This window comes from Actinoplanes rectilineatus (assembly GCF_000962825.1).
GTDB classification, from domain to species: domain Bacteria; phylum Actinomycetota; class Actinomycetes; order Mycobacteriales; family Micromonosporaceae; genus Actinoplanes; species Actinoplanes rectilineatus.
On sequence record NZ_JZKF01000026.1, the window covers coordinates 25,309 to 38,973 of the forward strand.

A 13,665-nucleotide genomic window follows, 5' to 3' on the forward strand; every position below is an offset into this window, starting at 1 on the left:
ACACCGTTCGGTGCGTATCGGCCTGCCTACCGTTTCCCCGCACAACCGTTGCAGCATCAAGGGGACACAAAACATGAAGATCGGCATTTGGGGTACGGGGACGATGGCCGCCAACCTGGGCGGCGCCTGGGTCGCGGCCGGCCACGACGTGGTGATCGGTGGCCGGGACGAGCGGCGGGCGGCGCGGACCGCCGAACGGATCGGCGCCACCGGGCACGGGAGTCTCCGGGACGCCGCCGTTCACGGTGAGGCGATCCTGCTCGCGGTGCCCGCAGGCGAGGCGCCGGCGCTGGTGCACGGTCTCGCCGGGGAGGTGGCCGGGCGCACCCTGATCGACTGCACCAATCCGCTCGAGCACACACCCGACGGCCTCATGCTCGGTGCGGGCGGGGCCGCCGCGGTGGCGGCGAGCGCGACGGAGGCGTACACCGTGAAGGCTTTCCATCTCTGTCATGCCAGCATCTGGACCTTGCGGCCGCTGGTGTTCGAGGGTGTGCCGCTGGCCGTCCCCTACTGCACCGACCATGCCGGGGCCGCGGCCGTGACCGAATCGCTGATCACGTCGCTGGGCTGCACCCCGGCCGCGTGCGGCGGGCTGGCCCGGGCCGGTTACCTGGAGGCGGCGTCGGCGGTGGCGATCGGCCTGTGGTTCAGCGGCGCCCAGCCGCGGGCGGCGTTCCCCTCCCCCGCCGAGGCCTGACAGCGCAGGCCGGTGATGATTAGGCGTGTCGTTGTACTGGGATCCGACGGGCGCCCTGACGCCCGAACAGCGTGAAGACTTCCGGGGCCGTTGGGAGGATCTCCTGTGGCTCAACGTTCCCGGGCCGTTCTGGACCGGCGAGACCGACAACGGCTGGACCGGCCGGCTGTACGCGCCCGGCCACGTTCTCTACGGCGGCGAACACTTCACCGAGTTCGTGTTCCGGCAGCCACGAACGACGGCCGAGGTGGCTGCGGTCGTCGCCGCAGCCGGGGATGATCCCTTTGGCGGGTACGGCTGCGACGGCGACGACCGGTGGACGCCGGAGACCGTCCGCGCGTGGTGGCAGGACCGCGACCGGGCCGTCGAGCACGTCGAGGGATTGCGCCGGCAGTGGACCGACGGTGAGCGTGCGGACGAGCGGGAGGCCGCGGACGGGCTGGCCGACTTCGCCTCCTATCTCGACGGGTCGCTGCGGGAGGATCTCCGGATCTACCTGTTCTGGTTGATCGAGCGCCGGTCGCCCCGTCCCGGGGAGCCGCTGCCGGCCCTGTGAGCCGCTCAGCGGGATCCGGCGGCGACCAGCTTCGCGGTGATCGGCTGCAGGAGGGTGATCAGTTCGTCGAGCTCGGCGGGGGTGAGGGTCTCGTAGGGCGCCTCGGCCAGCTCGTCGGTGGACGCCTCGATCGCCTGCCGGGTGGCGCGGCCGGCGTCGGTGAACCGGCCGTCCGCGTCGACGAGACCGCGGGTGCGCAGGCCGTCCAGCACCGCGGCCAGGCGCTTCTTCGGCAGGTGGTGGATGCGCCCGAACGTCTCCGGCGGGTGGATGCCCATGGCCAGCGCGCTGAGCACGTGTGCCTCGGTGCCGCCGATCCGCGCGCCGACGAGCGCCGCGATGTGCCCGTCGGCGCGGTGTTCGCGCAGCATGGTCGCCGCGTGCCACAGGCGGGCCACCGGGTCGGCGGGGATCGGGAGGGTGCGCATGCCCGCGTACATCATCCGGCCCGCGGTGGGCGCGCCGGTCGCGGCCCGGGTGGTCAGGTCGGCGGCCCGGGACAGGCCTGGTGAGCCGGCGAGTTCGGCGCCGAGGATCCGGCGCAGCGAGTTCGCGCTGCCCCGTTGCCGCGCCGCGACGGACTCCTCGGGCGGGATCGTCTCCCAGGCGCTCGGGATGTGCCGGGCGGCCTCCCCGTCGGCGAAGCTGTAGAACGCCGCGTGCACCACCTCGGCCGGCACCCGGCCCAGCGGGGCGGCCCGGCTGGCGAAGTAGCCGTCCCAGTAGGTGCGGTGGCCGAGGGCGGCCAGTTCCGCATTGCACTCGTCGGCGAAGAAGGTGACCAGGCAGATCGGTTCGAGCAGCTCGTACATCCGGCGCGCGGTGGTGGGCATGGCCGCCATCATCGCCCGGCACGGCGGTGGGCAGCCGCGACACTCCCCCGGCCGGGTGAGGAATCACCCCGGCACCGGCATAGGCGCCTAGCGTTGTGATCATGAAGAAGGGGTCAGACAGCGACTCGGACATGCGGGCGTCCGACGCCCGCGGCGACAACAAGGCGATGATCCTGACGGGTGTCGGGGTCGGGCTGGTCGGCTTGACGATGGCGAACTTCCCCGCACACGACTGGGCCGTCCTCCTCGGCACCGCCGCGGTCGCGTTGACCTACGTCGCGATCGGCATCCTGATCTGGGCGCTGCGGTCGAACATCGGACCGGGCAGCGGACTGGGCGGCACGTCGTGGTCGCGGCTGAAGGACGCCGAGGACGTCGACGAGGTGCTGGCCATGACGACCCACGAGTCGCCGGAGGCGCGGCAGCGACGTGAGGCCGAACTCCAGTGGCTGCTGGCCCGCCGGGTGTGGCGCAAGCACCGCCTGATCGTGACCGCCGTCCAGCTCATGCTGGTGGCCGTGGGCATGTTGACCGTCGCCCAGATCCCCGACGGCCTGGATCGCCTTCACCACTCGGTGACGTCGACGGTGACCGGCGAGGTGGGACGGGTGACGCAGGACGGCACCAGCCCGGCCTCCCGCTGACGGGGCGTCAGACAGTTCGGCTCGCTCGTCACCACCGTGCCGGAACGCAACTTCACCAGGCACTCGCCGCAGTTGCCGACCGTGCACGAGTAGGGCATCGTCACCCCGGCGGCCAGGCCCGCGTCGAGCAGGGTCGTTCCGGGGTCGACGACGACCGTGGTGACCGGTTCGCCGTCCTGTTCGACGGTCATCGGGTGTGGTCCGGTCGCCGGGACGTCCCCGTCGAGCGCGCTGGCGTAACTCTCCACATGGATCCGCTGCGCCGGCACGCCCCGCGCGGTGAGCACGGCCCGCGCCGCCTCGAGCACCCCGTCCGGGCCGCACACGAGGTATTGCGCCGACTCGGCGGGGGCGATCGCGTCCAGCCAGGCGGTGATGGCCGGCCCGTCGAGGCGTCCCCGGTCGCCGGTCCAGCCGGGTGCGGGCCGGGTCAGCCGGTGCGTCACCGACAGGCGACCGCGGCGCTTGCGGGTCAGGCGGGCCAGTTCCGCGGCGAACAGTGTGCCGCCCTCGTCCCGGTTGCCGTAGAGAAGGGCCATCCGCCCGGGCGCGCCGCCGCGGATCATGCTCATCATCGGGGTGACCCCGCTGCCCGCGGCGATCATGACGAGATCGGTGGCGTCGGGACCGCTGTGGAACGTACCCGATGGTCCCTTGACCTCGAAGTGATCTCCGGGGCGGATGCTCTGGCTCGCGTGGGTGGAGAACAGCCCGCCGGGAACCCGTTTGACGGTGACCTCCAGGTTTCGTGAGCCGGGCGCCGACGACGCCGAGTAGGCGCGCCGGACCGGACGACCGTCCACCTCGGTGACCAGGGTGAAGAACTGTCCGGGCCGGAAGTCGATCGGCCGGCGTGACGCGGTGTCGCGCAGCACGACGGTGACCGCGTCCGGTGTCTCCCGGCGCACCCGCACGACCCGCATCCGCCGTGTCCCGCTCACCGGCTTGTCCGATGCCGCATAGCCCTCGTCGGCCAGCGCCTTGCGGTAGGAGAGGTCCATCACCCGGCGCAACACCCCGGACAACGCGGTGACCGGCCGCAACAGCACGCCTGCGGGGATCCCGGCGATCCGGTCGGCGCCGCCGGTGGCATGCCGGGCGCCGATCGTCACCATGTTCGGTGTCCGCGACGGATCAGCTCGCTGCGCGGCCCGCCACAACCGCGACCCGGTCACGGCCGCGTTCTTGCGCAGCGACGCATCGTGTACGCGAAAAAGCAGCGCCGCCTGCGGTGCGACGTCCCGCAGTCGCATCGTGTCCAGCAGTTCCGGATCGACGGTGATCGTGGCGGTGCCGTGCACGTGCAGGACGTCGGCGCTGCCCGGGCGCAACGCGGCGAAGGAGATCCGGTCGTCGTCGAGCAGGTTGTGGAAGGTGTCGGCCCGCTGGTTGCCGCGGCGGTCCGGGATGATCAGGGTGTGCCCGTCGAGCACCCGCACGAAGCCGGGCTGGTCGCCGCGCGGGCTGGTGTCGTCACCGGTGCTCAGCACCAGGAACGGGCTGACCTGCAGGAACTCCCGGACCAGCCGGTCACCGAGCGGGCCGCCCATCTCCGGCACGTCCCGGAATTCCCGGTCGACGGCAGGCTGCCACAGCCGGGACCGCAGCACCGCCCGGGCACAGTGGATGTACGTCTCCCGGACGTCGACCGTCAGCCGCCCGTCGCGGAATCCGGCCGCCACCCCGTTGAGCCGCAGCGTCTCCCCGACCCCGGGCAGCAGGAACAGCATCGACACGCCCGCACCCACCACCGGTCCGTCCCCCGCCACTTCGAAGGAGATCCGCTCCGGTGACTGGACCCGGGCGAACCCGGCTGCCCCACCGACGTACGTCGACCGGCGGTTGCCGTCACCATCGAGATAGCCGAGACCGGCGATCGGGGAGAACTCCAGCACCTGCACGCAGCCGTCGTCGAGCCGGTCGAGCTGCTTCCTCATGACGATCGCGGCGGGCCGCCCGATGGTGGCCTCCAGCCGCTCCACGGTCTGCACGGTGTTGGCATTTTCCCAGCTCATGACACTATTCTGAGCTGTTGCTCACCTTTCGGCTACTCGCTTTTGCGGCCCTCGAGGAGGACCCCTGTGCCCCGCGACAACAGCCCACGTCGCAAGCCCCGGCAGGTACGCGCGGAACTCACCCGCGACCGCATCCTGACCGCCGCTGCTCACATTTTCACCGAGCACGGGTACGCCGCCGGCACCACCAACCGCATCGCCGAACGGGCCCGCGTCTCGATCGGCTCGGTGTACCAGTACTTCCCCAACAAGGAGTCGATCCTCGCCGCGCTCCTCGTCGACCACATCGAACGCGACGCCGCGGCCGCCCTGAACCTGGACGGTCTGCCCCTGCCGGAGGCGCTGCGCCTGTTCGCCCGCCGCACCATCGACAACCACCAGCACGACCCACGGCTGCTCCGCATGATGATCGAGGAGGCCCCGATCGACGCGGACTTCATCGGCAAGGTCCTCGCGTACGAGCAGGAACGCGTCGCCCAGGTCCGCGCGCTGCTCGCCGGCCACCCGCAGATCCGCGTCGACGACCTGGACACCGCCGCCCTGATGATCGTCAACACGGTCGAGATGCTGCCGCACAAACTGCTCGCCACCCGGCAACTCGACCCGCGCCGGCTGGAGGACGAGCTCGTCACCATGCTCACGCGCTACCTGACAGCGTCTGACCAGACCGCGGGGTGACCGGCTGGGATCGACTCGCACGGGGCCGGCCGCCGGCATCGCCCGTCTCGGCGGCGAGCTGCGAACGGACGACGCCGGCCCCGCCGTATCAGGGACGGCACTTCCGCGCGTACCAGAAAATCACGCCGCACCGGACACGCGGTCGCGACCCTCGCGTTTTGCCTGGTAAAGGCGGGAGTCGGCGGCCCGCAGCAGCGCCTCGACCGGAGTGCCGGGACCGGCGGGGGCGGTGGCCACGCCGATGCTGACCGTGACGTGGCCGCGAGGGGCGGCGGCGTGTGGTTCGCCGAGGGCGTGGACGGCGGCGCGGATGCGTTCGGCGACCTGCAGGGCGATGTGTTCGTCGGCGTCGGCGAGCAGGACCGCGAACTCCTCGCCGCCGTAGCGGATCACCACGTCGGTCTGGCGCACGGCCGCGCCGATGGCGGACGCGACCCGGCGCAGGCATTCGTCGCCGGCCTGGTGGCCGTAATGGTCGTTGTACGGCTTGAACCAGTCGATGTCGATCATGGCGACGGCGACCGTGTCGTGGGCGTCGTCGAGGCGGCGCCGGTTCGGCAGTCCGGTCAGGGCGTCGGTGCCGGCCTGCCGGGCGAGCTGGGCGTTGGCGTCGGCGAGTTCCCGGGTCCGGTCGGCGACCTTGCGTTCCAGGGCGGCGTACAGCAGCGCGTTGTTGACCGACACGCTGAGCTGGCCGGTCAGCAGGCTCACCGTGTCGAGCCGGTGAGTGGCGAACGCGCCCCGGCTGTCGGTGTTCTCCAGGATCAGCACCGCGGTCGGCAGGCCCCCGTTGAGGACCGGCACCGCCAGCAGCGAGCACTGTTCGAGCGGCCGCAGGAACGGATCGTGGGCGAACCGGTCGTCGGCGGTGGCGTCCACGACGATCAGCGGCTCCCGGGTCCGGGCGGCGTAACGGGCGACCGTCACCGGCAGCAGCGCCCCGGCGGCCGGGTCGGCGAGCGGCAGCAGGTCCCCGCCCGCGGTCGCCACCGTCCACGCCTCGGCCCGGTCCGGGTCGTGGATCACCAGGTGGGCGGCGGTCGCCCCGGTCAGCGCGCACAGCACCTGGCTGAGCTGGGGGACGAGCCGGTCGAGGCGGGTCTCCGAACTGATCGCCTGACTGGACCGCAGCACGGCCAGCAGGTCCACCGACTGCGCCGTCACCCGCCCGGGACCGGCCGGGGCGTCCTCGTCCGGCAGCCGGAACTCGGCCCGCAGGTCGGCGGCCTTGCGGTGCGCACCCCACGCGGCATAGCGGCGGCAAGCGTCACCCAGGGTCTGCTTTCCCAGGTGTACGGCCTGCTGCTCGACCAGGTACCGGCCGTACCGTTCGGCGATCAGCGCCTGGTGCCACGGCCGCTGCACCCCGTCGGCGTCACGTTGCGCCCGGTCGAAGGCGCGGACCACCTCCGGGAGGTCCCCGATGCCGCGGGCCCGTTCCGCGCGCAGCCACGACGCGAGGTGCGCGAAGTTGCCCGGTGTCTCGGCGGCCCGCTGCTCGAACCACGCCAGATGCTCCGCGAACGCGGTAGTGCCGGCCCGCCCGGTGTCGCCGAGCGCCAGGGCGTGCACGAGGTGCGCGGTGACGACCGTCGGGAGGCCGCTGAACGCCGGGATCAGCGCGGCGGCCCGGTCCGCCTGCCGGACCAGGGTGGCGCGGTCACCGAGCAGCAGGGCGGCCAGCGCGTGGTAGACGTGATCGCCGAACACCGCGGTTCCGGTCCCGGCGTACAGGCGCTCCGCGTCGATGGCGTCCCGGGTCCCGGACAGCACCGCGACGAACTGACGATGGATCTCCAGGTTCTGGGCACCGGTGCGGTTGTGGGTCGCGGCGGCGAAGGCCATCCCCCGTTCCGCCTCGGCCCGGGCGTCGTCGAGGTCGGCGGCACAGTCGAGCATCAGCGGGGTGGTGGCGGCGAACGTGAACGCCGCGTCGTAGGAACCGCCCACCCGGATGAGACGCTCGTGCATCTCATGGCCGAGGGCGATCACCGCCCGCAGTGGTTCGAAGAAGGCCGCGGCGCTGACACTGTGCAGGAACCGGGCGAAGGTGGCGTCCGGTTCGACGCCGGCCAGCTCGGCGAACCGCATCATCCGGCGCAGGATCCGGTGACCGGTGACGTAGTCCTGGTTCCAGCGTGCCAGCACCAGGTACCCGTTGGCGAGCGGCCCGGTCAGCGGGGTCGACGGGCCGTCGGTGGTCCACCGGTGTGCCGCGACCCGGATCAGCCAGGGATACAACGGGTCGTCCGCCAGGTAGGCGGCCTGCAGGAACCGGTTGACGACCCGGTCGACGGCGTCGGCGAGGGCGTCGGCGGCGCGCGGGTGGGCGGCGTCCTGCTCCGCGGAACCGGTGGCCGCCCACCCGGTCAGCTCCCGCACGGCCCGGGCCGCCTCGTCGGCGCGTACCGGGTCGGCGGGCACCGGCATGCCGCAGGCGGCGAGCGTGTCCCGGCCGACCCGCAGCGCCTCGTCCAGCCGGTTCTGGCAGGTCAACGCGATCAGGTGCAGTTCCGCGGCGGCCAGCCTCACCGGCAGCGCGGCACGGCTCAGGTCGGCGCTGTGGTAGAGGTCCGCGGCCTGCTCGAACCGGCCGGTCGCCAGCAGCACCGCCTGCCGTTCCAGGGTCGTCCGCAGCACCAGGTCCGGGTCGGTGGTCAGGCCGGGCACCGCGATCAGCATCTGCTCGGCGAGCCGGTAGTTGACCGACCGCCGGGCGTCCGCGGCCGCCGCGCACAGCAGCGCGGCGACATGGGCGCGTTCGTCCGGGGAGCCGAGCCGGTCGAGAGCCAGAAGGTACTGCTCGGCGACGATGAGCTGATGCCCGGACTGGGACTCCAGGGCGCGGGCGATGGCGAGATGGTGGTCTCCGCGGCGGCCGGCCGGCATGCCGTCGTTGACGACCTGGCGGATCCGGTCATGCCGGAAGGCGTACGTCTCCAGGGTCCGGTCGATGACCACCAGACCGGATTCGATCGCCTCCTGCAGCCCCGGGCCGAGCAGCGCCACCGCGGGAAACCCGGCCGCGGCGCTCAGCGAGTCGGCGGCGACGTCCCCGCCCAGGCAGCAGAGCACCTCGACCAGGTGCCGGGCCGGTCCGGGCAGCGCCTCCAACTGGTCGGCGATGACGTCGGCGCCCGCACTGATCGACCGGCCCCGCCGGTCGTCGTAGGCCCAGCCGTCCTCGGCGGGACGCAGCGCCCCGCCCCGGCGCAACGCGTTGATCAGTTCGATCGTCTCGAACGGGTTGCCGCCGCCGCGTTCGGCCACCGTGGCCAGCAGCTCGCCGACCCGGTCCACCGGCAGCCGCAGCATCTCCCGTATCAGCGCGGACGTCTCCGCATCCGGCAGGTTCGCCAGCGGCAGCCGGGTCGGGGCGTTGACCGCACGCGGCCAGCGGGCCAGGGCCGTGGCCAACGGGTGGATCGCGGGCAGCGGGTCGTCGCGGTGCGACCCGACGAACAGGAAACCCGGGATCGCCCCGGCGTCGATCACACCGTCCACGAAGTCGATCGCCGGCCCGTGCGACCACTGCAGGTCGTCCACCACCATGACCAGGGGCCGGGCCGCGGCGACGATCCGCACGATCTCGATGCCGGTCAGGCGCAGCCGGTCCAGGGCGTGCACCGGGTCACCCATGTCGGTCTCGGGTTCGATGTCCAGGGCGGTAGCGAGTTCCGGGACGACCGCGGCGATGATCCCGGCCCCGGCGGCCAGCCCGGCCGTGAGCAGAGCGCGGATCCGGCACAGCTCCGCGGGCGGTTCGGCGAGCAGCATCTGCCCCAGAGCCCGGAACACCTGCCGGACCCCGTCCGCGTCCGGGCCACGCCGGAACTGGTCGAACTTGCCGGCGACGAACCACCCGCCGGCGGTGGCGACCAGCGGGCGGAGCTGATCGATCAGGGCGCTCTTACCGGCCCCGGACGGCCCGCTGACCAGGATGACGTTGCCGGTGCCGCGCAGCGCCGCGGTGAGGGCCGCCTCCAGCGTCGTGATCTCGGCGTCCCGGCCGATCACCCGGGACGGGGCGGTCAGCTCCCACGGGAAGTCCCGCTCCCCCAGCGCGAAATCGGCGGCCGGGAACTCCGCCGCCAGCCGGCGCAGATCGTGGAGCAGGCCGTCGGCACTCTGGTAGCGGCGGTCCGGGTCCTTGGCCAGCAGACGCGCCACCATCGCCGCGAACAGCGGCGGCACGTGCGGCGCGGGGCCGGTGAGCGGTTCCGGGGTACGCGTGAGATGGTCGTGCAGCAGTTGCAGCGGATCGCCGGTGGTGAACGGCGGGCGGCCGGCCGCCAGTTCGTACAGGGTGGCGCCCAGCGAATACAGGTCGGACCGCTGGTCGACGGGGCGCCCGGTCCGCCCGGTCTGCTCCGGCGACAGGTACGCGAGTGTCCCGCTGATCTCGCTGTGGTGGGTGAACCGGGGCCGTTCCAGCGGGTACGTGGTGGCCAGCTCGAACCCGTCCAGACGCGGCGTGCCGGACGCGTCCCGGCGAACCGCCGCGGGGGTGATGTTGCGGTGCAGCACGCCGCGCTCGTGCAGCCCGGCGAGCACCGACGCCACCGCCGTGGCGACCGCGACCAGTTCGGCCGGATCCTCGACCGGGCAGCCGAGGTCCCGCTCACCGTGGTCGGCGAGCTCCAGCTGCCGGGCTTCGGCGTCGACGCCGAGCAGCACCGGCACCCCGGGCAGGCCGGCGAGCCGGCGCAGCACGAGCGCTTCCTGATGCAGCCGGATCTCAGCGTCCGCCCCGGTGAACGCCTTCCGCACAGCACTCACCCTAGGCCCGGGCCGCCGCCCGGTGCCGACGAACGATCAGGCTTTCTCGAGCGCGGACGCGGGCGCCATCACGATGCGCGGTTTCCTGGCCGGTTTGAGCCACGTCAGCAACCGGACCATGTTCGCCCGGCTGACCGACACGCATCCGGCCGTCGAGCCCTTGCCGCTGGCGTGCAGGAAGATGGCCGAGCCGCGTTTCGTGTTCGCCTTCGTCGACGCGACGTATTGACCGCGCTCGGCGTTCCAGGTGACGCCGCTCGCCCGGTTGAAATCGATGACCGCGACGTGCGCGTACTGTTTCGGATAGGCGGCGAGCCGCTCGGCCTGCGACTTACGCCAGGTCCGTTTCGCCGACGCCGACGGCTGGAACAGGTTGTAGGTCTTCGCGTCCTTGTTGTCGCCGACCCAGTAGTCGTTGCCGTCCACCTTCCGGTACGGCAACGCGGTGCCCGGATCGGCGCGCACCCCGAAGGCCTCGGTGATGGTGAACGTTCCGGCCGGCGTCTTCCCGGTGTCCTGCACCCGTTTCGACGCCCACACCCATCCGCCGTACCCGATGCGTGCTGCCATCGCCGGAAAGGCGAGCCGCCATTTCCCGTCGGAACCGCGCTGATAGGCCCGCACGGTGGCGTGGGTCGACGTCCAGCTCTTACCGCTGACCACGATGACCTGCTTGGATTTGCCCAGGTGGGTCAGGCCGTCGGGCAGTGCCGCCTCAGCGGGCGACGACGGCACCATCAGCCCGGCCAGCACCATCGCCACCACCGCCGCCGATCTGCGCACAGCCTTCTTATCGCCCGGCCGGCGGGCGGGTTTCTCTTTCCGGGACAGGCGCATCGTCATCGGCCCTCGACCGTGCACAGCGGCGGGGCGGACTGCAGCGCGTCGACGAGCCCGGTGGCCGCCTTAGTGTGCTTCGCGTACGCCTCCGGATAGGCGGAGATCTGCACCGCCTGGGCGGCCTCGGTCAGCCGCATCTTCTCCCAGCCCTTGACCTTGGCGAGTTTGTCGTAGAACTTCTTCGTCTGGTACGCCGGGTCGGACAGCTGTTTCGGCGTGCCCCATCCCTGGCTGGGCCGCTGCTGGAACAGGCCGATCGAGTCCCGGTCGCCGCCGCGCAGGTTCCGCAGACTCGACTCCTGCAGCGCGGTCGCCACCGCGATGACGAGGCCCTTCTCGGGTACGCCACGCTCCTCGCCGATACTGACGATGACCTTCGCATTGGCCACCTGGGCCTTGCTCCAGTCCTTCAGCGCGGTGTCGGGTGTGGATGCCGCCGGAGTGGGTACGCAGGAGGCGTCGGCCCGCAGAAGGGGACTGAGCACGAAACCGGCGAGCACGGCGGCAGCGATGACGAACAACAGGCGCACAGTGGGGAATGCCCTTTCGCAGCGGAAACCGACGGCCACCATCCTGTCCACAACCGTCGATCCAGGACGGTAGCAGGATCTTGCCCCGGTGATCATCGGCCGACCGGCTTCGATGCCTCCTGACCGCCTGCTGGGCACCGCGGGGTCAGCCCCACCCAGTTCCAGCCCGCACGCTCAGCCCAGCCCGCACCCGGCCGCGCACCCGGACCCACACTCCAGCCGTCACCCGGCCGGCTAACGACAGCCGGGCACCACAAACGATGGCCGGGGCCGCCGACGACAGCCGTGACCGCCAACGACGGCTGGGTACCTCGAGCCGTCGCTGGCGGCCGATTCCCGCCTACGGGGCAGCCGTCAGCGACGGCTCAGCCAGCCCAGCCGTCAGTAGCGGTCCAACCGTGGACCACAAACGACCGCGGACGACGGCTGGGCACCCCGAGCCGTCGCACACGGTCCCTACAGGAGCCGACAACAACCCTGAACGACGGCAAGGCACCCCGAGCCGTCGGGCACGGTCACGCCACGGCGCCGCACCAGCCGCGGACGACGGCGGGACGGAACGAGCCGTCGCCGACTGCTGATGCGGCCGTCTCGGATCAGCCATGGACGACGGCTGGCGCGGGCGGTACAACGTCCTCTCAACGTTCCGGGGCCAGTGACCGCCGAAGAACCGTGCCCGTGATGCGGCCTTCGGTCAGGATCGCCACCCGGATTCGCCACGACGGCGCCCGGCCGTACACCGAACTGTCCGGGTCGGCGCCGACGATCGTCACCCCGCCGGCCACGGCAGATCCACCTCGACCGGCACGGAGTAGTCGACACCCGGCACGTCGAAGCCGTACAGGGCCCGGAACCGGGTGCGGAACCACTCCAGGTCGGCGACCTCGCCGATCGTCTCCGGGGTCGCCGCCTTCCACCGCCGGACCACCGCGGCCTGCACGTCCGGGTCCAGCTCCCACCGGTCCAGTCGGATCCGGCCCTGCTCGTCGAGGTCGAACGGGCGGTCACCGGTCAACTGCTCCCACAGATGGACCGACTGCTGCACGGGTGTCCGCATCCGGTCACCGAGTTCCGCCCGGACCAGGGCCAGATAGAGGGCCAGCCCCGGGATCGCCATCGACGCCTGGGTCACCGCGGCGCCGTTGACCGACGTGAACGCCCGCCCCGCCCAGGGCGCCAGCCTGGTGGTCAGCGCGGCGGCGGTCGCGTCGACGTGCGCCTTCGCCGCGCCGATCGTCCCGTCCCGGTAGACGGCGTCGGTCAGCGACGAGCCGATGTAGGACAGCGCGACCGTCCGGAAACCCTGGTTGACGAGGCCCCGCCCGGCCAGCGCATCGATCCACAGCGCCCAGTCGTCGCCGCCCATCACGCGTACCGTCGCGGTGGTCTCCGACGCGCTCGCCGGTTCCGCGGTCACCTGCAGCAGGCCGGGCCTGCCGTCGCTGTCGAACTCCAGGTTGCGGATGGTGTGCGCGGCCCCGATCGGTTTGATCACCGACTGGTGGACCTCGCCGGTGCCCGGATCGGTGCGCCGCGGCGCCGCCACGCTGTAGATCAGCACGTCCAGGCCGCCGAACTGTTCCTCGAGCAGGCCGAGCACCGCATCCTTGGTCGCGCCGGTGAAGGCGTCCCCGTTGACGAAGGTGAAGTCACCGCCCGTCTCGGCCACCATCGTGGCGGTCGCGATCGTCCGGTACCACCCGGCCGTCGCGGATCGCCGCGCCGCGGGACGCTCGAACCCGACACCGACACCGCGGATCCCGTGCCGTGCCAGGCCGGCGATCGTCGCCGCCAGGCCGTACCCGGCGCTGGATCCGATCACCAGCGCCACCGGCCCGTCCACCCGTCCGTTCGCCTGCCCGTTCGCCCGTTCGTTCGCCTTCATGTCCGCGCCGGTCACCGCCTCGGCACGCATCTGCTCGACCACGGCGAAACACCCGGCCGGGTGCGCGTCGAGAAGCAGAAACCCACGCCCCGCCGGATCCACCACACGCACGACCACGGGAAGCCCTCCACCTCACCATCATCAAAATTCCATTTAAGGGTACGTTTCGGAGCATTCGTCCCGTTATTCCCCTCGGACCACTCGG

General features: G+C 72.1%; 11 protein-coding genes. 4 read left to right on the forward strand and 7 right to left on the reverse strand.

Annotation, left to right across the window (positions count from 1 at the left end; genetic code table 11):
• Positions 1-10: 10 nt before the first annotated feature.
• Both WH85_RS20670 and WH85_RS20675 read left to right on the forward strand, forming a co-directional pair.
• Positions 11-700, forward strand: coding sequence for an NADPH-dependent F420 reductase (locus WH85_RS20670; RefSeq protein ID WP_425394657.1), 690 nt, complete (start codon positions 11-13; stop codon positions 698-700).
• A 25-nt stretch (positions 701-725) separates the two neighbouring features.
• Positions 726-1,256: a hypothetical protein gene (locus WH85_RS20675; protein ID WP_045743574.1), complete on the forward strand. Its 531-nt coding sequence runs from the start codon at positions 726-728 to the stop codon at positions 1,254-1,256.
• Positions 1,257-1,261: 5 nt separating this feature from the next.
• Here the strand turns inward: WH85_RS20675 and WH85_RS20680 are convergent, their stop codons facing one another.
• Entirely contained in the window at positions 1,262-2,089 is an 828-nt protein-coding gene (locus tag WH85_RS20680; RefSeq protein ID WP_045743575.1) for an SCO6745 family protein, read from the reverse strand.
• 101 nt (positions 2,090-2,190) lie between these two features.
• Here WH85_RS20680 and WH85_RS20685 point away from each other — a divergent pair, with 101 nt between their 5' ends.
• A complete protein-coding gene (locus WH85_RS20685; RefSeq protein WP_157411118.1) occupies positions 2,191-2,733 on the forward strand; it encodes a Pycsar system effector family protein in 543 nt (180 codons plus the stop codon).
• On the opposite strand, the gene WH85_RS20690 is transcribed toward WH85_RS20685, so the two are convergent.
• Positions 2,655-4,748, reverse strand: coding sequence for a 2Fe-2S iron-sulfur cluster-binding protein (locus tag WH85_RS20690; RefSeq protein WP_045743577.1), 2,094 nt, complete (start codon positions 4,746-4,748; stop codon positions 2,655-2,657). The two genes, WH85_RS20685 and WH85_RS20690, sit on opposite strands and share 79 nt — an antisense overlap.
• Positions 4,749-4,814: 66 nt before the next feature.
• Here WH85_RS20690 and WH85_RS20695 point away from each other — a divergent pair, with 66 nt between their 5' ends.
• A complete protein-coding gene (locus WH85_RS20695; RefSeq protein ID WP_045743578.1) occupies positions 4,815-5,426 on the forward strand; it encodes a TetR/AcrR family transcriptional regulator in 612 nt (203 codons plus the stop codon).
• A gap of 120 nt (positions 5,427-5,546) precedes the next feature.
• Here WH85_RS20695 and WH85_RS20700 read toward each other — a convergent pair whose 3' ends face one another.
• The 5 genes from WH85_RS20700 to fabV all read right to left on the reverse strand — a co-directional run bounded on the left by WH85_RS20700 (position 5,547) and on the right by fabV (position 13,577).
• Positions 5,547-10,196, reverse strand: a complete 4,650-nt coding sequence (locus WH85_RS20700) for a diguanylate cyclase (RefSeq protein WP_169792472.1) — start codon at positions 10,194-10,196, stop codon at positions 5,547-5,549.
• A gap of 45 nt (positions 10,197-10,241) precedes the next feature.
• Positions 10,242-10,988, reverse strand: coding sequence for a L,D-transpeptidase family protein (locus WH85_RS20705; protein ID WP_245674028.1), 747 nt, complete (start codon positions 10,986-10,988; stop codon positions 10,242-10,244).
• Positions 10,989-11,044: 56 nt separating this feature from the next.
• Entirely contained in the window at positions 11,045-11,575 is a 531-nt protein-coding gene (locus tag WH85_RS20710; protein ID WP_045743640.1) for a transglycosylase SLT domain-containing protein, read from the reverse strand.
• Positions 11,576-12,213: 638 nt separating this feature from the next.
• A complete protein-coding gene (locus WH85_RS50585; protein WP_157411119.1) occupies positions 12,214-12,360 on the reverse strand; it encodes a hypothetical protein in 147 nt (48 codons plus the stop codon).
• Positions 12,345-13,577 (reverse strand): enoyl-[acyl-carrier-protein] reductase FabV, encoded by a 1,233-nt coding sequence (fabV, locus tag WH85_RS20715; RefSeq protein WP_083449134.1) that lies wholly within the window; start codon positions 13,575-13,577, stop codon positions 12,345-12,347. The genes WH85_RS50585 and fabV overlap by 16 nt, the downstream gene beginning before the upstream one ends.
• Positions 13,578-13,665 lie beyond the last annotated feature (88 nt).